Annotated in this window: 19 protein-coding genes; 5 read left to right on the plus strand and 14 right to left on the minus strand. The window is 47.3% G+C overall.

Annotation, left to right across the window (positions count from 1 at the left end):
- Positions 1–521 precede the first annotated feature (521 nt).
- Positions 522–1175, plus strand: a complete 654-nt coding sequence (locus tag AC5YB1_RS17915; RefSeq protein ID WP_494520265.1) for a YagK/YfjJ domain-containing protein — start codon at positions 522–524, stop codon at positions 1173–1175.
- A gap of 386 nt (positions 1176–1561) precedes the next feature.
- On the opposite strand, the gene AC5YB1_RS17920 is transcribed toward AC5YB1_RS17915, so the two are convergent.
- Positions 1562–1714, minus strand: coding sequence for a hypothetical protein (locus AC5YB1_RS17920; protein WP_494520266.1), 153 nt, complete (start codon positions 1712–1714; stop codon positions 1562–1564).
- Positions 1715–1992: 278 nt separating this feature from the next.
- Here AC5YB1_RS17920 and AC5YB1_RS17925 point away from each other — a divergent pair, with 278 nt between their 5' ends.
- Positions 1993–2859, plus strand: a complete 867-nt coding sequence (locus tag AC5YB1_RS17925; RefSeq protein ID WP_475515159.1) for a hypothetical protein — start codon at positions 1993–1995, stop codon at positions 2857–2859.
- Between the two features lie 34 nt (positions 2860–2893).
- Here the strand turns inward: AC5YB1_RS17925 and AC5YB1_RS17930 are convergent, their stop codons facing one another.
- The 6 genes from AC5YB1_RS17930 to AC5YB1_RS17955 all read right to left on the minus strand — a co-directional run bounded on the left by AC5YB1_RS17930 (position 2894) and on the right by AC5YB1_RS17955 (position 9820).
- Positions 2894–4228, minus strand: a complete 1335-nt coding sequence (locus AC5YB1_RS17930) for a type II toxin-antitoxin system HipA family toxin (protein ID WP_475515160.1) — start codon at positions 4226–4228, stop codon at positions 2894–2896.
- Complete coding sequence (locus tag AC5YB1_RS17935; protein WP_475515161.1) at positions 4228–4503, minus strand: helix-turn-helix domain-containing protein; 276 nt, start codon at positions 4501–4503, stop codon at positions 4228–4230. Before AC5YB1_RS17935 ends, AC5YB1_RS17930 begins: the two co-directional genes overlap by 1 nt.
- A 187-nt stretch (positions 4504–4690) precedes the next feature.
- Positions 4691–5914, minus strand: a complete 1224-nt coding sequence (locus AC5YB1_RS17940) for a tyrosine-type recombinase/integrase (RefSeq protein WP_475515162.1) — start codon at positions 5912–5914, stop codon at positions 4691–4693.
- Between the two features lie 510 nt (positions 5915–6424).
- Positions 6425–6949, minus strand: a complete 525-nt coding sequence (locus tag AC5YB1_RS17945) for a protein disulfide oxidoreductase (protein WP_475515163.1) — start codon at positions 6947–6949, stop codon at positions 6425–6427.
- A complete protein-coding gene (locus AC5YB1_RS17950) occupies positions 6946–9099 on the minus strand; it encodes a protein-disulfide reductase DsbD family protein (RefSeq protein ID WP_494520267.1) in 2154 nt (717 codons plus the stop codon). Before AC5YB1_RS17950 ends, AC5YB1_RS17945 begins: the two co-directional genes overlap by 4 nt.
- 349 nt (positions 9100–9448) lie before the next feature.
- Positions 9449–9820, minus strand: a complete 372-nt coding sequence (locus AC5YB1_RS17955; RefSeq protein WP_494520268.1) for a hypothetical protein — start codon at positions 9818–9820, stop codon at positions 9449–9451.
- A 554-nt stretch (positions 9821–10374) separates the two neighbouring features.
- On the opposite strand from AC5YB1_RS17955, the gene AC5YB1_RS17960 reads away from it, so the two are divergent.
- Positions 10375–11901, plus strand: a complete 1527-nt coding sequence (locus AC5YB1_RS17960) for a leucyl aminopeptidase (RefSeq protein WP_494520269.1) — start codon at positions 10375–10377, stop codon at positions 11899–11901.
- A gap of 131 nt (positions 11902–12032) precedes the next feature.
- Here the strand turns inward: AC5YB1_RS17960 and AC5YB1_RS17965 are convergent, their stop codons facing one another.
- From AC5YB1_RS17965 to lptM, 6 genes are read right to left on the minus strand one after another with little or no spacing between them, the layout of a single operon-like run.
- A complete protein-coding gene (locus AC5YB1_RS17965) occupies positions 12033–12749 on the minus strand; it encodes an HAD-IA family hydrolase (RefSeq protein ID WP_475517059.1) in 717 nt (238 codons plus the stop codon).
- Positions 12745–13641: a tyrosine recombinase XerC gene (gene xerC, locus AC5YB1_RS17970; protein WP_494520270.1), complete on the minus strand. Its 897-nt coding sequence runs from the start codon at positions 13639–13641 to the stop codon at positions 12745–12747. Before xerC ends, AC5YB1_RS17965 begins: the two co-directional genes overlap by 5 nt.
- A gap of 4 nt (positions 13642–13645) precedes the next feature.
- Positions 13646–14284: a DUF484 family protein gene (locus tag AC5YB1_RS17975; RefSeq protein WP_475515171.1), complete on the minus strand. Its 639-nt coding sequence runs from the start codon at positions 14282–14284 to the stop codon at positions 13646–13648.
- Positions 14285–14286: 2 nt separating this feature from the next.
- A complete protein-coding gene (dapF, locus tag AC5YB1_RS17980) occupies positions 14287–15120 on the minus strand; it encodes a diaminopimelate epimerase (RefSeq protein ID WP_494520271.1) in 834 nt (277 codons plus the stop codon).
- 45 nt (positions 15121–15165) lie between these two features.
- Positions 15166–16410: a diaminopimelate decarboxylase gene (gene lysA / locus AC5YB1_RS17985; protein ID WP_494520272.1), complete on the minus strand. Its 1245-nt coding sequence runs from the start codon at positions 16408–16410 to the stop codon at positions 15166–15168.
- 2 nt (positions 16411–16412) lie between these two features.
- Positions 16413–16583: an LPS translocon maturation chaperone LptM gene (lptM, locus tag AC5YB1_RS17990; RefSeq protein WP_494520273.1), complete on the minus strand. Its 171-nt coding sequence runs from the start codon at positions 16581–16583 to the stop codon at positions 16413–16415.
- Between the two features lie 449 nt (positions 16584–17032).
- Here lptM and cyaY point away from each other — a divergent pair, with 449 nt between their 5' ends.
- Positions 17033–17365, plus strand: a complete 333-nt coding sequence (cyaY, locus tag AC5YB1_RS17995) for an iron donor protein CyaY (RefSeq protein WP_475515175.1) — start codon at positions 17033–17035, stop codon at positions 17363–17365.
- 38 nt (positions 17366–17403) lie between these two features.
- On the opposite strand, the gene AC5YB1_RS18000 is transcribed toward cyaY, so the two are convergent.
- Positions 17404–19824 carry a class I adenylate cyclase gene (locus tag AC5YB1_RS18000; protein WP_494520274.1) on the minus strand — a complete coding sequence of 807 codons (2421 nt, stop codon included), beginning with the start codon at positions 19822–19824 and terminating at the stop codon, positions 17404–17406.
- A gap of 211 nt (positions 19825–20035) precedes the next feature.
- Here AC5YB1_RS18000 and hemC point away from each other — a divergent pair, with 211 nt between their 5' ends.
- Positions 20036–20965 carry a hydroxymethylbilane synthase gene (hemC, locus tag AC5YB1_RS18005; RefSeq protein WP_494520275.1) on the plus strand — a complete coding sequence of 310 codons (930 nt, stop codon included), beginning with the start codon at positions 20036–20038 and terminating at the stop codon, positions 20963–20965.

Genomic DNA, 20965 nt, shown 5'->3' on the forward strand with positions numbered 1-20965 from the left:
TTAAGGGAGGGTTACAGTGTCAACACCAATCACTGGAAATTAACCGAGGTACTAGCGTGGATTCATTCACGACCTGTGATAGAGCTGAAGGAGGAAAACCTATGAAGCACACCAACACTCACGTTGATAGCAATAAAAACAGAGCCAAACCCTGCCAACGTATCGCGGCTAACTTCACCCCTGAACCAAGCTTATCAACCGCTCAAATAGCGGTGAGATTAAACCGAAGCCCTAAGACAGTCCGAGAGTGGCTAAGAAGCTCAAAGGACGCCCCTAGAGCCTATAAGTCACAAAATAGGTGGCAAGTGCGACTGTCCGAATATAAGAAATGGGAAGCTCAATAGCGACTTGATCGACTAGGGCAATTAGGTTGCCCTTTTTATCAAATTAAGATGAAACAAGTTGGGCTGTTAATGCACTTTATCGCAGCGCCAAAATTGAAAGCAACAATCCCCAAAGACCATTGCAAAAGCCTTTTAGCCCTGCTTGGTCGTTAATTACACTAGGTTTTAAATATTATTATGTCTTTAAGCTTAAGTACGCCTAATCATCAAATTGAGCGTTTGTATAACAAGCACTCTAGCAGCCATTATGGGACTCACTTTGACTATGCTGGCAGTGCTATTGATACGACGATTGATGGCAAGGCGTGGAGAGTGATGGCGTTCCCCGACGGATTGAACCATAGATTATTAAACAAGCTCTATCACTATTGTATGAGCTACCTCACTATGCACTCCAAGCTATTCATGATCCGCTTTGATGTGGCGCTATACGACTCGCCAGAGGATAATAAAGAGATAGGCAAACTAAGTCGCTACATAACAAAAAAATTAGAATCTCGTTACCAATCTGAAGTTGGTTTCGGTTGGGTTAGGGAGCAAAATAGCCATAGCGAAAAATGCCATTACCACTGTTTTGTCATGCTTAACGGCCAAAAAGTGAGAAACACCTACACGACGTTTAACGTCGTCAAAGCGGCAATGAAACTGCTAATAAATATCACTATCCATTTCCCTTATAATTGCAGCTACATGGTATTAAGAAACGATTTAAGTAGTCAGCAAGCCGCATTTTATAGGCTTAGCTACCTCGCTAAAAACAAGGGCAAGACTGACCTTCCTGTCAAAACGAAAAGCCACAATTTTAGCCGACTAAAATCCAAGGCTAGATGAGATCAACTTTCAGCCTCCCCGCGTGATTATGCGCAACCCGTTATTTTACTCCGAAAAATGTTAATGAAATGTCAACCGTATCGGCGTTTTTATGATCACTCATCATTTTATCCCGCACTAAAACTACCAGCCATAGGTAACACCTTGACTTATTGGCATTAAGTTGCAGTCGCATCGATAGTAACTGATCAAACATCAGCGTGATCAAAAAAAGTGATCATGACAGTGATCACTCGCGAGTGTAATTAAAGTAACGTCCTCTTATTGACGAACAGAAATAAAGCAACGATGACTTTCAGCCGCCAGCAGTAGAACGATTGTTATAATCGCCGTCATTACGCCTTAATACAGTAAAAGCAAGTAGCATTAATCTGTAACGCCCACGCTTAAGCCCTCTGCCCATTCAACATATCAAACATAACCTCTAATACGCTTTGGCGAGTAGCGGGGTCGCTGAGATACTTCATCATCATCTCTTGCTCGGCGCTTGAACTAGCCATCACCGCCTCATCACTCGCAACAGGGAAGTCGCCTAGCATGGCTTGAGCCCAGAGTTGTGCTTGATTTGCGCCATCACGGTTTCGTTCTCGCGAACCTTCTCACTCCACTTATGGACGGTATTAATCAAATCGCCATCGGATAGGTTTTCATTAGCAAATGCTTCATTGAGCTTTTCGAGCACGTACGATAACAACTCCTCTTTATTATCTTTTGCTTTAGCTGAGCCAATATCGGTACTATGAAGGTGGCAAATGACTTTGTTAACAATGACTTTGACGATAATAACGGTGAATTCACCACTTTAAGGATAACGTGTATGAAGGCCGATTTAATCCCAACGGTACGCTCGCTGCTCGCCCAAAACGCCATTAGCGTAAGTGGCGATGAGGCGTTAATCACGCGCTTATCATCAGTGCTACGCCATAAAACACATGTCTTTAAGCCAAATGCTATCTATGACTATTGTCCACATGAGCGGCAAGAGCCGACCCTCATTGACAGTATTAATCGACCTATCACCGAGCAAGTGCTCTACTCGATCGAGTTACTACCAGAGCGATTTACGCTAACCGCGCATATCCACAGCGCGACGGGCTGTGATAGCAAGACCATTCACACCAAGCTCAATCCTAACTTAAACCTCCTAGGGAACACCTTTAATGCGATCTATCGTCGCCTCGATGAGTCGCAACTATTTATGATTTGTCGTAACTGTAAGCAGTTAGTATCCGCCGAGCTTTGCAATAGTGATACTTGCGCTAGCACTGCTAATCATACCAATAGCGATAAGCAGAGCGCCCACCAGCCATGCTCAGCGACTTTTAAGCAATCCTTCGATACTCGCTTAGTCGATCGTATATCTCGCTATGGTGACGTTGTGAGCGTGTTTAAAGGTGAAGAGCAAATCGAGTTCTATATCTCATCTACCGATTGGCCACACCCGCATACCCCCTTCCCCTGCGATGAAATGATCGACACCCTGCCGCTGAGTGCAACACTCGATGAAGTGAATGCATTAAGGCTTAAGCTTGAAGCTGAGCAACGATATCCCGCCCCTTGTTACCACTGCAAAGTAAGCTGCAATGATGGCGACGCGATGGATTTAGCGTCATTTGTTGATTTCGATACCGATGCCATTGTTTGCTATGGCTGCGCATCGGAGCAATATGGCATCGTTTACTAGGTGTTAGTGACTAAGCTGGCGCGCAGCGTTTAGCTTAACCGCAAGCCTGCCAAATATTATCAAGGGTCAAACGTGCTCCGCGTGATTTTAAGCCATCGAATATCGCGTCTCGAATGTGAGCAGGGAAGCCTTCAGGAAGCTCTGCTTTGACCTTCATAATGACAACATCAAGCATGTCTGCCATCTCTATCATGATGTTGGCCATGGCGTCTGTATCAAAACCAACGGCTTTGGCCGTTTGAATAAAATGCCTTGGGAATATTTTATCCAGCTGAGCCTTTTTACCCTTGCTGGCTTTTAGCGACATGGCGAGCTTAGCATCGCGTATATTGAGCCCTTGGCCACCAATGGCGGGATAGATGGATAAAATGTCATACAGAGGCGTTAGACGATAACCGCCACCAGCCTCAATAAAGATTGAGAAGTTTTTAGCGTGTCCATCTATAGCGCCCAATAACCAAAACAGCACTTGAGCTTTCATGAAGTCGTATCGGTCACGCTCAGGATTGGTTGAACCCAATAGTTCAGTCATGATGGCCTGAATATCTGGGCCACCATCGCTCTCATACTTCTTGGCTGGTGGCACATTGAGTACCTGACAAAAATCCTCTTGAGGCAGACGCATGATCCAGCTGGCATCTTGGGCATAGCGCCTATCAAACCGTTCAACTACGAGCGCCTTAATATCCCCAACATGCAGGATGTGGCATTGTGCCACCACTAGGCCAAACGCCTCTGCGACCTTCATACACAGATATTCGTTTTCCACGCTATCTGACATATCGATAGTGTATGAATGGCTCTTTATGGTGCCTATAGGCAGCTTAATGATATGTGTGGTTGGTGTGGCGTGAATAGGCAAGCGCCATTGTCCGTTAGCATTTAGCAGTGCGGTTTTTTCCTGTGCCCCCGCTATTGAGATCCTAAAGTCATCTTGCTCCCGTAGCATACCTAACGGAATACCCGACATATAGCCTTTCAATACCTGTTCTAGGGCTGCATCTGAAAGCGGCTTATAGTCAATCTGCTTAATGTTATGGGGCGCTTGCCCATGAGAGACTAATTGCAGCGCACCTACACTGTCCTGACCAATTTTAGCCAATAAGTCAAAAGGCTGTGATGAAGCCGCCTTATGACGAGCAACGATTCGGTTACGCACATCGGGATTATCGGGAAGCAAGTTATCAAAAAAGTTATATACCTCATCACCTTTATAGGCTTGATGACGCAGCGGCATAGACAGCGATATGGGACGACTTCCAGCTAAGCTCAGCCACTCCTCATCATACTTAAAGTGATGGGCACCCGTGGATGTCTTAGTAAACTCCCCCACCCGATAACCGTTCATATAAACGTCTAATATCGCCATCACCAATCCTCTTGCCAATCTTTATGGCTTGATAAGGTGCTAGGATCAGATGGGTCGGCTTGGGACGCTCTGGGCTTAACCTCTAATTCGAGGTTGAGTGATGACAGTAGCTTAAACAGCGTTTCAAGCTTTGTCGAATCTGGATTATGCTCAAAGCTCGACACTGTGTCTTGCCTTATACCCACTTTGCTAGCCACTTTGCTTTGTGAAAGCTTCATCGATAAACGCGTATCTTTTAGATAATTGCTTAACTGTTTTGTAGTCGTCACTTTCATACGCTGCCCTTCATATAGTGCCTTTCAATCAATGACCAAGATCACCTATTAATTTACACGCTATAACAGGTAAATCAATATTTACACGCTATAACCGTTAAAATCGACTTTACACGCTGTAGCCGTTAAAAGAAATTTACACGCTATAGCAGGTAAGAATCTTGAACATGTAACATTCACTTTTGGACTAACCAGCCCTAGCGGAGTTGATAAGCACGACGTTATCAATTGGGTTTGCTAACCTATCTAGCCACTCACACCACATATTTAATGCAGCGAGCTTTTCTGGCAGGTACTGGCTGCGATTATAGATAGCCATCACACCACCTAACGAATGCCCTAATAGTTGCTCAACGACGTAAGGGGCGACCCCAAGATCATTGAGCTTAGTGGTGAAGGTTCGACGTAAATCATGGAGCGACCACGACTCTTTATGCTTTAATCGCTTATACAGTAATCCACCAGAACAGCTCACCGTTTCACCACTCTTTAAGGTACCCAATAGATAGCCCGAGTCACCATGGCGTTTATACAAAAACGCAATGATCGGCTTCACTTTGGCGGGGATAGGCCTAATAATAATTTTGTTAGTTTTGCTATGGGCTTTAGGCACTGTCCATAGGTCACGCTCTAAATCCCACTCGTCAAACCTTGATAGGCGCAACTCTTGGGTTCTCGCACCAAACACCAGCAATAGCTGGCACAGGTAACGCATATAAAAAGCGCCTTCACGCTTTTGGATTGAGTGAATTAAGTCGTATACCTCAACATCAGACAACACCCTATCTTTCTGCCTTTGTTTTTGACCAACGTCAGAGGCAATTAAGTCATCAAGCTCGCGACTGATAGCGTAGCGTCTAACGCGACAAAATCTTAAGGCTTGCTTGGCATTTTGCAGTATTTGCCCTGCTGCGACGGGTGCAGGCTTGCGTTTACCTTTTATTCCACGCCGAATGCGGTCAAAACATTCTATCCAGTGCCTCGTTTCGGTTTGCTCTAACGGGAAGTGGCCAATAGCGGGATAGATATGACGCTGAAATTGAGTGATTGTTTTATCGACGTGGATGCGATTATCTCTAGCGTAGTTATCAATCCAATACTCTAAAGCCTGCTGAACGGTCACAGGCGCTAGGGTCTTCTCCCTGCTCATGCTGCGCTTTAATTTAGGATCATGCCCTTCTGCAAGCCATGAGCGACACTCATCAACGATATCCCTTGCCTGCCTGAGCGACAGTTCGGGATATCCACCTAGATCCATACGTTTATTTTTACCATAGATTTTATAGCGAAACTGGAAGCTTACTTTGCCCAGTTTAGAGACTCGCACCCCGAGCCCTTTGCCATCGGTTAACTCTTTCATTTGAGGTTGAGGCTTGCCATTTAAGGCGCGCAATGTGGTTTCATACAGCATAATTTTAGGCTCATTTTATCGGGTAAATGGCGAAATTCCATGTACCCCCATATGTACCCCCATCTAACCATAGCGACCGAAACCAACCAATACCAATGAAGACAGCAAAACCCCCTTAACTGTTGATAACTAAGAAAAACTTATGACAAACAGATACCTACCAAAACCACTGAAAACAGCAAAGTGCGATCTACGGCATGAACTAAGAAGTAATTCTTAACCAGCTGTATCAGAACGGGTTTTCCAGAAATGGGAAGCCCGTTTTGCTATCTATTGCACATAATTGTCCCCTTACACGCTCTAATCGGTAACTCCCACCGCTGAGATCACGTCACAAGAGTTGCCCTCGACTCTCTACATAATGGCGCTATCTATCTGTTTATTTTACGAAGCAGCCGTGCTTACCGCGATGAAGTGATGCTGTTTGTCGCTAGCACGCTCAAGTCAATATAACCTTAACGAAAGACGTATCAATGCCTTGAGCGCTTTGCCAGCGGCAAACAGCTATGGTTAGGCTAAGAGCATGCGCCACCACATACCGGGCAGACTGGTAAAGCCTGTGGTGTAATATTTCAGCTCCCCCTCTTTAAATACCATCAGTGTGGGGGTGGCCTGCAACGACCAGGTACGGGCGATGCTATTATCCTTGTCGTTAATGGTGTCGAATCCATATTCTTGATGTTGAAGATATTTTGCTAACTTATCATCTTCACCCGAGTTCATGGCCACCGTTACCACAGGAAAATAAGCCGACATTTGATTGACCGCCGGACTGACAAAGTTACATACGGGGCACCAAGTGCCCCAAAAGTAAACCAGTACCGCTTGCTCTTGGCTTAGCGTCGCAATATCCACCGCCTGCCCTGCTAGGGTTATCCCCTTGAGTTCTGGTAAATTATCCCGTGGAATATCTTTACCACGCCACATATCCATGACACCAGTTAACACCATGGCTAACACTAACCAGAGTGCAATTGTCTTAACTCCACCCCATAATCGCTTAAACAATGGGGTGGATGACTGTTCGCTAGTCATATGTTACTCCTTGGTATTTTCGCTAAGCTGAGCTCTAATTTGTCTTGAACTACCTTGGGTTGAGCATCTGCGGATAATCTGGGTAACATGGACGCCTTATCGATTGCCTCGATCACTAAGTCACTCGTTAGAATCTCTGGTAATTCAATTCCTTGTGGCGCACCAGGGCCATATACCATGTTAAATGGCACCCCAAAACGGTTATGACGCTGAAGATAACGAGTAATTGGCGCTGACGCCTCCGTCCAATCGCCTTGCATCGGTAGCATATGCGGCTGTTGCAATTTGCTGTAAACCGGGTCTTGTAAGATCACGCCAATCTTATTGGCCTTGCAGGTGATGCACCAATCTGCGGTCACATCGACAAAGACTGTCCTACCTTGGGCGACCAGTTGATCGATCACCTGTTGATCCAGCGGTGTCCATGCTAAATCTGCTGGCAAAGGCTTAGCCCACTGATTTACTGTCATAAAGCCTAGTAGCGCCGACAACATGATGCCGACACTGAAACAGCTAACAATGGCAATAGCGCCATATTTTTTAGCCATAAACAGCATAAATGTCAGTGTGATAAGACCGGCTAGCGGCCACAGATACAAGGCATCGATAAAATTAGCTAATAGACTAATCAGCCATAAACTGGTCAGCAGTAGCATGCCTGAGAACAGGATCTTTACCGTATTCATCCAGCGACCGGGTTTTGGGAGGTAGGTTGCCACTTGCGGAAACGCCGCCACGATCAACCAAGGCAATGCCATGCCCACAGCCAATGCAGTAAAGATGACCAACAAACTCAGCACATCGGCGCCTAAGGCAAAGGCCACTACGGTTCCTAAGAAAGGCGCACTGCACGGAGTTGCAAGTAAAGTGGCAAACATGCCCTGTAAAAAGTGGCCTCGATTATCATTGCCACCGGTTGTCGCCAACTTGGTTTGTACACTCGCAGGTAAGGCGATCTCAAATACACCTAACATATTAAAGGCAAAGACAGTGGTCACCAGCGCCATGAAGCCGATAAACCAAGGATTTTGGAACTGCACCCCCCAACCAATGGCTTGGCCAGTAAACTTAAGCATTAAGATAAAACCTGCCAATAACCAGAAAGAGACTAAAATGCCCAGTGCTGAGGCGATAAACTGTTGTCGAATTTGTTTGCGTTTCAGCTCAGGTGCCGCAATCACAGAGCTCAACTTCATCCCCAATACAGGCAACACGCAGGGCATGACGTTTAAGATCAATCCCCCGATAAGCGCTAGCAGGATCATGTTAAACAGTGAGCCTCCCTCCTGCATTACAACTGTGGGGGTGACCTTGGCAGCATATTCCAGCGCACGCTCACTATCGACAACCGTGACGTTAAGCGATTGCCCCAACAGGGCTGGCTCACCAAGCCAGCTCGTGCCACTGAACAGCGCAACCAGTTGCTCACCGCCTGCATCACTCTCTGCGCGCTTAAGGCTTACCAGCTTAAATGTGGTATCTGGCTCGCCATCGATAATCACCATCGGCTGTTGCCAGTGAACATCGCTCAGTCGCACTTCGAGTATGCCTTGCCTTTCATCCCACCCCAATGTCATGGCTGCTGGCGTGACCACCTTTTGCGGTACCAGTGACACCGCCTTGTTGTAAGCATGCATGGCATCCGTGTCTGCTGGTAAGGTATTAGCGTTAAAATCTAGGCTAATGTGATAATCCGTCAGCACGCAGATGGTGGTACAAGTCGACAGCGTCACTTTACCGCGCAGGGCCGTGGGCTCTGCAAGTTCTGCCAAGGTCAGGGTTAGCGGAAACGTGGTATTGCCGCTATAGCCGAAGGTTTGCAGCCCTAATAACGAAAACTGCTCGGGCGCTGGCCATGCCCAATCCACCTGTTGTAAATTGCTCGAATTATCCCACTTGATAGAGGGCGCGATCCCTCCCTCTCCAGGGCTACGCCAGTAGGTTTTCCAATCGCCATCCAGCTGTACTTCTAACACGGCTGGTAAGGTACGAGTGCTAGCATCCACCTTACCAGTCAGCATCAAACGTACCTTGGCGGGCGGATGATTATCATTAACTAACCATCCGGTTGACGCCGCGAGCAACGATGGACTCGCTAACAATAAAACGAATATCCAGCAGGTCGTTAATAGGGATTTTAAATGACTCATTTCGCCCCCAGATTGTGAATAAAATAATTATTATTCAATAACATATATTTAATCTCTTTGGTCAGTATAACGGCTAATCACTCTGATATTCTCGATTCAGCTCATTTAGGTGATACAGCAGTAATACTTAGCATTAGGTCACTTCTATACTCGGGCTTACGCTACGAGCTACACGTCGATATGACTTAGCATTCAGCGATGCGATAGAAGATCGGTATCAAAAAGTCAGATAGGAGGAGTGCTAATTAGGGGATGCTGCAATGACTCAATCTCGCGTAATAATGCGAAAGGGAGTGACAACTGACACATCGACACATACTCACCTATCAATATGATAAATAAGTTGTTTTCATTCTTGAAAACGACAAAAAGTGAGATGTATTCGCCGAGGTTTAGCCTGGTAAACCTGAAGTAGAGGTAAACGCGTAAACACGCGAGAAGTCAGGGGAAAAAGAGGCAGTAAACACAGTAAGATCAATAACGGGGTCAGATCGTTGCTATCGCTACCGAGACGCATCGACTTTTCCGACAACTCACATGGCTTTACCTGAGCGGTGCCAGACGCTGCAGCCGATGACGGGCCATCGATATTGCTTGCAACAGAATTAACGCTTGTTACCGCTGTAGCCGAATCGGCTTGCGCGCTCATATCTTTGAGCAGCAAGTTAAGCATTCCACTATTTTGGGTCAAACAGAGCAAGGTCAAAATGGTAAAGACCATTGTGCCCCATAAACTACCTGTTTGCTTAGTCGCTAACTTAAAAATAGCAATCTCTCTTGGGGTTAATAACGCACATAAACGTTTTGTAGTGTTTGATAGTGCAGGTAAAACGGGTTGGTTTCAATATAGTGATGGATATGACCGCCGGAGTGTAGCAATAGTTCGACCCCATTCAAATTATTTTGCCAGTGGGCTTAGTTGCCCGCTAATGACTCTATAGTTGCACATGGCAAGATAACGCCGCATACATTGCGCTCACGCGGTCTGTAGCATAGCCTAGCAACCACAGACACTTGGTTATCTAAGATTTCAAATTAAAAACAGCATATTAACAAGTCAGGTTAGGGGTAACTTAAGTTTCGACTCATGTTTATTTTGTAAACTTACCCGCCATGTGGCAACTCATGATGAAAGTTATCCCCTCTGTTAAATTACAGTGACATCTTTTCATTACATGCTACTGGCCATAATAAGAAAATTGTCAAGTTAAGCACACGCCAACTCAAGTAAAAAATACAACAACCTATCGGGCTCGATTGGCGCTAGAGGATATTATGTTAACTAAAAAAAATCTGATCACCACCGCACTGACCCTTGGCTTATGGGGAACAACTGCACAAGCAGAGACGTTCGACTTTATGCCACAGCCAGAAACTCAAGATACCTTGGTGGTATTTCAAACGGGTGAGCACGCATCCAGTGATTTAACTCGCCTAGATGCATTATCTCAACAACGGATCTCAGCTGCGCTACAGCTAAAAAACTTCAGCGGAGAGATGGGACAAACCGTGGAAGTGTTAATGCCACAAGGACTCGATATCCAACGGCTCATCGTCATGGGGATCGGTGACAACAATGGCATGACGCCTGGTGATGTTAACAAGCTAGGTGCTAGCATTACGGCCTACTTTGGTGATAGCCAAAACCAAGCGATATCTATTCTCACCTCGGGGCTTAGCGATGCTAGCAGCAATGTTAGTTTCGCCGCAGAACTGGCCCACGGGATTAACTTACGCGCCTATCAATTTGATAAATACCTAACCGAGAAAAAGCCAGCCGAGAAGCACTACCAGATTAGTGTCGATAATCCCGCAGCCACTGACAAGCGCTACCAACAGCTTGCCGCCATTGAAAAAGGCGTCTTTTTAGCTCGCGATCTCACCTCAGAAGTTCCCAGTGCCATGACACCTGTCGATTTTACCAACGCGGCCCAAGAACTCAAAAAACTCGGGGTAAAGATCACCATCTTAGAGCCCAAGCAGATTGAACAGCTCGGTATGGGCGCCTTGCACGCGGTGGGTCGTGGCTCGAAGGAGGGAGCACGTTTAGTGGTGGCTCACTGGCCGGGTAATGATGATACCCCCATCGCCCTTGTCGGCAAAGGGATCACCTTCGACTCTGGTGGCTATAACATAAAAGCCACCGGCGACTCTATCTCACGTATGAAATCGGATATGGCTGGTGCCGCGACCGTATTGGGTACCATTAAAGCAATGGCCCTGCAGCAAGCTGATGTCAATGTGGTCGGCGTGATGGCAATGGCAGCCAACATGGTGTCAGATACCGCTTTTGCGCCGGGTGATGTCGTGATAACCGCCGAAGGTTTAAGCGTTGAAGTACTCAATACCGATGCTGAGGGCAGATTAGTTCTCGCCGATGGTATGTGGTATGCCCGCCACCACTATCAGCCACAAGTCATGGTGGACATCGCCACCTTAACTGGCTCAAAAGTGCGTGCGCTGGGCAAACGCTATACCGCTATCTTTAGTGACGATGACACCTTAGTCGATGAGTTAACCTTCTCTGGGCATACCGTCGATGAAAAGTTGTGGCGACTACCTCTAGCCTATGAGGATCTATTAAAGAGTCCCATTGCCGATTTAAAAAATGCCGGCTATGGCGGCCCCGGTGCGTCCACGGCGGCAGTATTTTTGAAACAGTTCAGTGGTGACACTACATGGGCCCATTTGGATATCGCTGGCAGTGCACTCGCAGCCAAAGATGAAGGGATCACGCCTAAGGGTGGCACAGGTCACGGTGTACGTCTGTTAAGCCATTGGATCATGAATCGAGACCAATAACTCAGAACACACCAAGCACGCCCCATTGATAATAAGGCGTGCTTTTTCCCTGAATACCATATCAATCGACAATGTAATGGAGTAGGTGAAATACTAATTTTTCACTTACAAGCAACTAGTGAATGCCAGTGCTAAACCAGCTGCAGTAGATCGCTCAGGGCGGTTAGGTGTAAGTGCGGCAACAGCCCAGAGCCTGCCACTTGAGACTCGCGGCCAACTGCCGGGTTTAACCACGCCGCCTGACAACCCGCAAGGCGTGCGCCTTGCACATCGGCTGTATAGCTATCACCCACATGCAGTAACAACTTAGTGGGTAAAGCTAAACGTGTGGCCGCTTGATAAAACATATCAGCATAAGGCTTCATACGAGTGCCATTACCCGGATGCACCACAAACTCCAAGACCTCGCCGAGTCCAATTTGCTCGGCATCGACATTGCCATTAGTGATCCCCACTAGGCAATAACGCGCGGCTAATTGCTGTAAAATCGATAACACCTCAGGCGCTACACTAAAGTCGGCGCGATGATAACGAAAATAATCTAAGCCCTCTCTTGCCCCTATTGCCGCCACTTTTCTATCGTAACCGAGCATGAGTAGACCTTGCTCTAAGGTGACGAGTCTGGCCGCCGTGGTGTCATGGGCTAATAAAGGTGACTCGATGACTAGTTGCTGCTTAAGGTGTTGCCAATCTTGGGCTTGCCACTGCAGTGTCTTAGGGTATTGCTGAGCTAAAAAGGCCCATAATTGACGCTCGGCGTTGCGCATAACAGGACGATTATCATAAAGGGTATCGTCTAAGTCGAAGCTGATTGCATTGATGGCCGTTGGCCGAATTGCAACACTAATCATTATCACCTCGTTTTTTGGCTCTAGGGTGAGCCCCATCGTACACCTTAGCAAGATGTTGGAAATCAAGACTGGTATACACTTGGGTAGTCGATAAATTGGCGTGACCAAGGAGCTCTTGTACCGCCCTTAAATCGGCGCTCGACTCCAACATATGAGTCGCAAAAGAGTGGCGCAGTTTATGCGGATGCACATGCATGCTCAAGCCCTGGGCTTGCCCCCATTTATTCAGCCGCGCCTGAATACTGCGATGGGCCAAACGATTACCTTTAGCTGTAACAAACAGGGCGTCATCAACACAAGGTAAGCTCGCGCGTACCATCAGCCATTGCTCAATCGCCGCCATCGCGATACGGCCGACAGGCACAATACGTTCTTTACTGCCCTTACCCATGACCTTGACCTGATAATCACTGTATTGAATATCCAAGGTATTGAGCGCGGCCAGTTCGGCGAGTCGCAGCCCAGAGGAGTAAAACAGCTCCATCATCGCTTTATCGCGCAGCGACAAAGGATCGTCCCCCTCGATAGATAACAGGTGGGTCACCGAATCTACGTCCATGTTTTTAGGCAGCGGCTTGCCTTGCTTAGGCGCACTTAACTGGGCGGCTGGATCGAGGCTAACGAGCGACTCTCGCAATAAATACTGATAAAACTGTTTTAATGCCGATACACATAGAGCGATAGAGCGAGGCCCTAACCCTTGGCGATGCAGCTTATTGAGCACCCCTTGCAGATGCTCGCCATCCAGCTGGTGCCAACTCAGCCCTTGGGGTAATAAGGTTTGCACCCGCCGTAACTCAAAGCGATAGTTGCGCACGGTATGGGGAGAAACTTGCCGCTCTGAGGTGAGATAACGTTCAAACCGCGCCGTCCAGTCTGCTACGTGCATAACATTACAACTTAGGTAGCAGGTGATCGAGCAACTGTTTTAGTTGGTCTAACAACAAGTTATCCATCTCAGGATGAAAATGTACCGGGTCGGCACTGGCGATAGCAAAGATCACCTGACCACATTGCTTAGATAAACGCGATAAGGCTACCGAACCGACCTCGCTACCAAATAACCGTTTAGACTCTGTTTGGGTCAAACGGCCAAAATAGTAACCTTGCTTCAACCGGTTACTCCAAATATGCGACAGCTCACTGTCGATATCGTGCACGGTAATTAAACGCACATGAGTAAATTGAAATTGTTGCTGCAGCTCATTGGAGAGCACCTGCCTTAGTTCACCTAAGTCGGCGGCCTGCAATAATTTAAGCGATAAAGCTGTATTAAACATGTAGATCTGCTCATTACGCGAGGCCATGGTCAGCAGTGAGGTGATCTCCTCTTCTAACTGAGCCACTCGGCTGCGTAACATCTCTTGTCTGCGTTCGACTAACGAGACGGCGCCACGTTGCGCATGGGGAATACGCATTGCCAACAACAATTCAGGGTAACGACTAAAGAAATCTGGATTATCAAGAAGATACTCGCGGATCAAAATCTCATCAAAAGGCAGCGGTGTTTTTGTATTCATAGCATCATTCATTATTATATTTGTCCGTCATACACATGCTCTGCTGGGCCAGTCATCCATAAGGGAGTCCCCTCACCGTCCCAACTAATAGTGAGCGTGCCACCGGGTAGATCAACACGCACTCGCTTATCTAGCTTACCTTGCAACTGACCTACCACCACGGCCGCGCAAGCACCACTGCCACAGGCTAAAGTTTCAGCGGCGCCACGCTCATATACCCGCAGCTTGATATGGCCGCGATCCACCACCTGCATAAAGCCCACATTCACCCCTTTGGGAAAGCGTTCGTGGTTGGTGAGTAGCGCGCCTATGCCTTCCACATCGGCGCTGCTGATATCATCAACATCGAGCACACAATGGGGGTTCCCCATAGACACGGCGCCACATAAAAAGGTGCGCATCTCATCGCCACGCTGGGTTTGCAGTAAGTAGGTCTTTTCTGCTTTTTTGGCGCTAAAAGGGATCTGGCTTGGCTCTAGAATGGGCACGCCCATATTCACCGTGACATTACCGTCGTGCTCTAACCGTAAAGTAATTTTACCCGATGCGGTGCTGACCTTAATTTTATGCTTATTGGTGAGGCCTTTATTGCGTACAAAACGGGCAAAACAACGCGCACCATTACCGCATTGTTCCACTTCGCTGCCATCGGCATTAAAGATACGATAATGAAAGTCCAAGTCAGGATCGTAAGGCGGTTCAACCAATAAGAGTTGATCAAAACCGACACCGAAATTTCGATCCGCTAATCGCTTTATCTGCTCTGGCGAGAAATAGACATTTTGGGTGACACCATCGACCACCATAAAATCATTGCCTAAACCATGCATCTTGGAGAATTGGATCAAAAGTATATTCCTTTAAATAGCTTACCTAGCTGAATTAACCATAGTTTACGGCAGTAACTGCTCACCTTGCCACAATTGCGACACGGTTTCTCGCGCTCTGACCACATAATGCTTATCACCGTCGACCATCACCTCTGCCGCTCGGGGGCGAGAGTTGTAGTTAGATGACATAGTAAAGCCATAGGCGCCCGATGAGCGTACCGCCAGTAGATCCTTGGCCTGCAGATTGAGCATTCTGTCTTTACCTAAGAAATCCCCAGTTTCACACACAGGGCCAACCACATCGTAATTACGCTCAATCCCTGCACGCGGCACTACGGGGATAATTTTTTGCCACGCACTGTACAGCGATGGGCGGATTAAGTCATTCATTGCACCATCGACAAGTGCAAAATTTTTGTCACTATTTTCTTTTAAATAAAGCACTTGAGTAACAAAGATACCGGCGTTAGCGGCAATAGCCCTACCCGGCTCGAAGATCAATTTAAGATCGCGATCGTCGAGCCTATCGAGTAACGCCGCGGCATAATCGCTGGGCGCAGGCGGCTGCTCATCATCATAAGTCACCCCAAGGCCACCGCCCACATCAAGGTGTGCAATCTTCACCCCTTGCTCGGCGAGGCGATCGATAAGCCCAAGCATTCTGTCCATCGCATCAAGAAAGGGCTGTATCTCGGTCAGCTGCGAGCCGATATGACAATCGGCCCCTTTGACCTCTAGCCCAGGTAATTGGTGAGCCCGCATAAAAATACCTTCGGCCTCTTCCATGGCAATACCAAACTTGTTCTCTTTCAGTCCAGTGGAAATATAAGGGTGTGTGCCCGCATCGACATCGGGGTTGACCCGCAATGAGACCGGGGCAATCTTGCCTACACGCAGCGCCACTTCATTAAGCTGCTCAAGTTCGGCGGCCGACTCCACATTAAAGCAATAGATACCTAGCCCTAACGCCATCTCCATTTCTGCAACGGTTTTACCCACCCCAGAAAACACCACCTTACTCGGGTCACCACCGGCTTCCATAACTCGTGCCAGCTCGCCACCTGAAACGATATCAAAACCGCTACCAAGGCGCGCCAACACGTTAAGCACCGCCAAGTTAGAATTAGCCTTCACTGCATAACAAATAAGGTGGGGATGATTAGCCACGGCACTATCAAAGGCATGCCAATGGCGCTCAAGGGTCGCGCGTGAATAAATATAAAGCGGCGTGCTATAGGTGCGCGCTAAGTCAGCCACTGAACACTGCTCGGCATGGAGCGTGCCCTCTTGATACAGAAAATAATCCATGGTTATTCCTTTACTGCAGATGTTGTTGTGGGCACCTCAGACTGGGGGGTTGCTTGCTCAGCCTGGTTATCTTGCACCTCTGGGGCCTTGTATAGTGGGCCTTTTTGACCGCAGGCCACCATAAATACACTGCCTAGCAGCAGTAACGACATCAACTTCATCTTGTTCAACATCAGACATTCCGGGATTTAGAGGGATGATAAACGACACAACAACAGCGCCGCAGTTTGCGATTTAGCACGCTTGTATCGCCCTATACTACATGGCTAATCGACCTACGCCAGCAATTTAATTTAATGGCGCGCGCCACAGGGGGGACCCCCAAATAACCAACTCACGCATTAAGCGATTCAGCTGCTGAAAATCCACATGTTTTCAATCAGCCGACCCGCCTTTGGCTCAGGCGCTTTATCGGCTAAAACAGCCCAGCCACACGCGTTTATATGCATTATTTGTGATGTTTGCAGAGATAGCTATAAAACGTCAAGCAGATATCCACCTCTTGACCGCCATTGTGAATATTTTTACTGCTTAACCGCGCTTAGCATAAAAATCAATGGAGCCTAATGGATAGCGTTGCTACTATATTGACTCTGAAAATCATTTCATTGAAGGATGCCCCATGGCAATGACTGACTCCGAGTATCACAAACTCGCCGACGAGATGTTTAGCGCACTAGAAGATGCCATAGAATATGCAATCGATGAGCAAGATGCTGATATCGATGTCGACGCATCAGGCAACGTATTACAACTGGAATTTCAGGACCGCTCAAAAATTGTGATCAACAAACAAGAGCCACTGCATCAAATTTGGGTAGCAACTCAATTTGGTGGATACCATTTCTCTTTTGTCGATGGTAAGTGGATTGATGAACGCAGTGATGCGGGTGAATTTATGCCGTTTGTCGTCGAGTCTATTCGTCGACAAGGTAATGTAACCCTTAAGTTATAAGCGTTAGCTCACGATGGCGGTGCGGCGTCTCTGCACCGCTAAAATTGCGCCGACGCCTCCTCAATACTGACCCCAAACGGTAATGCGCGCAATTGGCCATCGATGCGCACCAACCTAAAAAACTGTGGCAAGTTAAAACGCTGGTTATCGTTGTACGATTTGTTAAAGGCATGGTGATGGCTCACCTGACTGGCTAACTCGTCAATATTAGTGCCCAGCTGAGTGTAATGATTAAGCTCATTTTTTTCATCCAGCACATACACATCAATTCCCTCTTCATGCTGACGTAAGAAATACTGAATCGCGCCTAACGCGGCAAACTCTTGGATCACCTGCGGGACTTTGCTAAAAGGCTCATTGCCTAAATCTGGCCGAGGCAGCTCTAACATCCGCTGTTTAGACAGGCGCTGATAAAATGCAGATGCCTGACTTAGGTCTTTATAGTTCATCCCTTTGGAGTTAAAAAACAAGCCGTATTTTATCCCCCCGACCTCTAGCGGGTAGGCCATGGTCGATGAGCTTTGTGCTTGTTTACTTAACCGGTTGGCACGTTGCACCAATAATCTTATCGCTTTCTCAAATTGTGACGCTAGGCGACTAGAGCAGCTCACCACGTCCACTTGTACCTCATTGGGCGCCCTTTGCACCCCAGGATTGGTGTAAGACAGCGCGTCTAAAATAGCTTCATTGCCATCAAAATGATGACAATGCCACTCTCCCCAACTATTTTGGCAGATCACGTCTAACGATTGCAGCATATTGGTATGCTGACGCCCCAGCGAAAAGATATTGGCATTCATATAATCGACCATGATCTCTTGGCCACGCCAACTCACGGTGGGGTCGCTATTGAAATTGATCAAAAAAATCAATTTACGAAAGTACCAAGGTTGGCAAAGATCGAGTTTTGAAGCCCGCCACTCTGTCTCTTTTAAAATCGCCGGTAAGCGCCGAGCCGCTTTGGTTAACCGCTTAGTTTGATGCGAGCTACCATTGAACTCATACCAATGGGTTGTGGCGGTAGAAGCGCCATTTAATGCCGCCCACGCCAATAGCTTCGCCTTGCTGGGCGAGTGATATACCGCGCGGTTTGCCATAAAGTTTCTCGACTCAGGCGTGCAACGATACAAGTGGTAGTCTTGCGTTTGCTGGCTATACACCACGGTTAAATCGGTTTCGGCAATTGACTCACTCCACAGCCAATTGAGCCGCGTGATTTGAGTGTCATCTTCGCTAAAATAGGTGTGTAGCTTACGGGTTAACAAGCCGAGATCGGAGATCTTAAGGCTTTCACTCAGCTTGTTCACCGAGGCAAAATGCAATAAGGTTTGGTAACTTCCCAGCATCAATTCATTTAACTGCTCGTTAAACCATTGCAGTTGTCCACAGTGCCAATGAGCGCACTGATCTAAGGTACTTAGCAGGTTAGTAGACCAGCCCCAACACTCAACTAAGTGCTGCAGTTTGTGATAACGCCAGTCTTTGGGGTGATCGGCAACAGTCAATCTAATACCACACTTGAGGTAAAAACAGCGTCTAACAATTTCAAGACGGCGTTGATCATTTTTACTTTCTAAATAACGCTCTATCGATTGGTACAATAGAAAGTAAGCATCATTAAATGCGGAAAAATCCCCCGCCAAGGTACGCTGCCACACCTGGGCACTGACCAGCTGACTCTCGGGGTAATCACTGGCATAAGCTTCGAGCAACATTACCTTAAGCAGCGCCTTATGGGGCTTATCTAGTCCTTTATATAGCTGCCAAAGCGAAGCACCAAAATATTCACTCGCGGGTAAGTTGCTCACATCCCCCAAAAATAGGTGTGTCTTGGGGGTCGCCGATTGCGGCCACCAAGCAACAGGCTTACCCGCTAAACAAATATGGCTACGATAGAACTCTTCGAGTAACAACCAATGCTGTGAGCTACCGCTGTTTTCAATGCCAATAGTCGATGCGATGCCATCATCTTGACTGACTGAAAGTAAAAACTGCTTCGGGTGCACCAAGTAGATATTGACCTCAAAATCATACTGGGCAAACCAAGCGGTCAATTGGGTTGATTTTTGCTGTAACGATAGACGTTCATCACGAGACAAATTGGGGTCATACACCACCCAAATGTCGATATCACTTTTCGGGTTTTGACCAAAGGTGGCCGTGCTCCCCATGGAATATACGCCATAGATCGCGCTTGACTCATCGAGCCTGCTTTCTGGGATAGGGATCTCAAAAACGTTACATGCTTCTAACACCTTGTCGTCTAGGGTGTAATGCTCAATACCAAAGGGAGTCAAGGGGCCGTTATAACCGGGGAGTTCGCTGCTGTGACCATGAAAAAGCATAGGAATCAAATGGAAAAGGTGGCGCTGCAAGGGGGTGAGTATCGCCAAAGCTCGTGCAAAACGAACTTGGTTTAAGCGTTCAGCCGTTTCGATATCATGCACTTGGTTACTCAATGTTTAGTGACCCTGTTACAAATTAATTCCACTTACGCATGCTAACAGTTAATACAAAAACAGCAAGTATATGTGAAGCGGGTCACACTTTATTGAGAGGGTTACCCCGATTCAAATGGGTACACTTCAAAGAATCGACAGTCGATTCTTACATAAGTTTGAAACCAATGTTAGCATTAGCGCAACTATGGCCTCTGATGGAATATCGAGCATGTCTGAAAACGTCATTCGTATCGCGACACGTAAAAGCCCACTTGCAATGTGGCAAGCTGAATTTGTAAAAGCCGAATTAGAAAAAGCGCATCCAGCGCTAGTTGTAGAACTGCTGCCAATGAGCACCAAGGGGGATGTCATGCTAGACACACCTTTAGCAAAAGTGGGCGGTAAAGGGCTATTTGTAAAAGAACTTGAAGTAGCCATGCTCGAAGGCTTAGCCGACATTGCCGTGCATTCAATGAAAGACGTTCCGGTTGATTTTCCTGAAGGATTAGGACTGGAAGTGATCTGTGAACGCGAAGATCCACGTGATGCTTTTGTGTCAAATACCTATAAAACCATTGATGAACTTCCACACGGCGCAGTGGTAGGTACCTCAAGCTTACGTCGTCAGTGCCAGATCCGTGCGGCTCGCCCAGATCTAGAAATTCGCGATCTGCGTGGTAACGTCGGTACTCGTCTTGCCAAGTTAGATGCCGGTACTTACGATGCCATTATCCTTGCCGCTGCCGGGCTCATTCGCCTCAAGCTAGAAGATCGCATTGCTAGCTTTATCTCGGCTGAAGATTCACTACCGGCCAATGGTCAAGGTGCCGTAGGCATCGAATGCCGTTCTAATGATGAGCGTGTTAAAGCCTTATTGGCGCCACTTGAGCACACAGAAACTCGCCATCGCGTAATAGCCGAACGTGCCATGAACACCCGTTTAGAAGGCGGTTGCCAGGTGCCGATTGGCGCTTTTGCCGAAATATCGGGCGATACCCTCACCCTTCGCGGTTTAGTCGGTAACCCTGATGGTAGCCAAATTATCGAAGGCACAACGGTCGGTTCAAGAAACGATGCTGAAACCTTGGGTATTGCACTAGCCGAAGACCTACTTGCTAAAGGTGCTAAAACCATCTTAGATGCTGTTTACGCTAAGTAA

This window comes from Shewanella sp. 433 (assembly GCF_059338565.1).

Bases quoted from the DNA above. Each gene is read 5' to 3' on its own strand.
- lptM (WP_494520273.1), bottom strand. From the start codon at position 16,583: ATGTTGAACAAGATGAAGTTGATGTCGTTACTGCTGCTAGGCAGTGTA.
- AC5YB1_RS17935 (WP_475515161.1), bottom strand. From the start codon at position 4,503: ATGAAAGTGACGACTACAAAACAGTTAAGCAATTATCTAAAAGATACG.
- AC5YB1_RS17960 (WP_494520269.1), top strand. From the start codon at position 10,375: ATGTTAACTAAAAAAAATCTGATCACCACCGCACTGACCCTTGGCTTA.
- AC5YB1_RS17945 (WP_475515163.1), bottom strand. From the start codon at position 6,949: ATGACTAGCGAACAGTCATCCACCCCATTGTTTAAGCGATTATGGGGT.
- lysA (WP_494520272.1), bottom strand. From the start codon at position 16,410: ATGGATTATTTTCTGTATCAAGAGGGCACGCTCCATGCCGAGCAGTGT.
- cyaY (WP_475515175.1), top strand. From the start codon at position 17,033: ATGGCAATGACTGACTCCGAGTATCACAAACTCGCCGACGAGATGTTT.
- AC5YB1_RS17925 (WP_475515159.1), top strand. From the start codon at position 1,993: ATGAAGGCCGATTTAATCCCAACGGTACGCTCGCTGCTCGCCCAAAAC.
- AC5YB1_RS17950 (WP_494520267.1), bottom strand. From the start codon at position 9,099: ATGAGTCATTTAAAATCCCTATTAACGACCTGCTGGATATTCGTTTTA.
- AC5YB1_RS17940 (WP_475515162.1), bottom strand. From the start codon at position 5,914: ATGCTGTATGAAACCACATTGCGCGCCTTAAATGGCAAGCCTCAACCT.
- hemC (WP_494520275.1), top strand. From the start codon at position 20,036: ATGTCTGAAAACGTCATTCGTATCGCGACACGTAAAAGCCCACTTGCA.
- AC5YB1_RS17930 (WP_475515160.1), bottom strand. From the start codon at position 4,228: ATGGCGATATTAGACGTTTATATGAACGGTTATCGGGTGGGGGAGTTT.
- xerC (WP_494520270.1), bottom strand. From the start codon at position 13,641: ATGCACGTAGCAGACTGGACGGCGCGGTTTGAACGTTATCTCACCTCA.
- AC5YB1_RS17920 (WP_494520266.1), bottom strand. From the start codon at position 1,714: ATGCTAGGCGACTTCCCTGTTGCGAGTGATGAGGCGGTGATGGCTAGT.
- AC5YB1_RS17915 (WP_494520265.1), top strand. From the start codon at position 522: ATGTCTTTAAGCTTAAGTACGCCTAATCATCAAATTGAGCGTTTGTAT.
- AC5YB1_RS17955 (WP_494520268.1), bottom strand. From the start codon at position 9,820: ATGGTCTTTACCATTTTGACCTTGCTCTGTTTGACCCAAAATAGTGGA.
- AC5YB1_RS17975 (WP_475515171.1), bottom strand. From the start codon at position 14,284: ATGAATGATGCTATGAATACAAAAACACCGCTGCCTTTTGATGAGATT.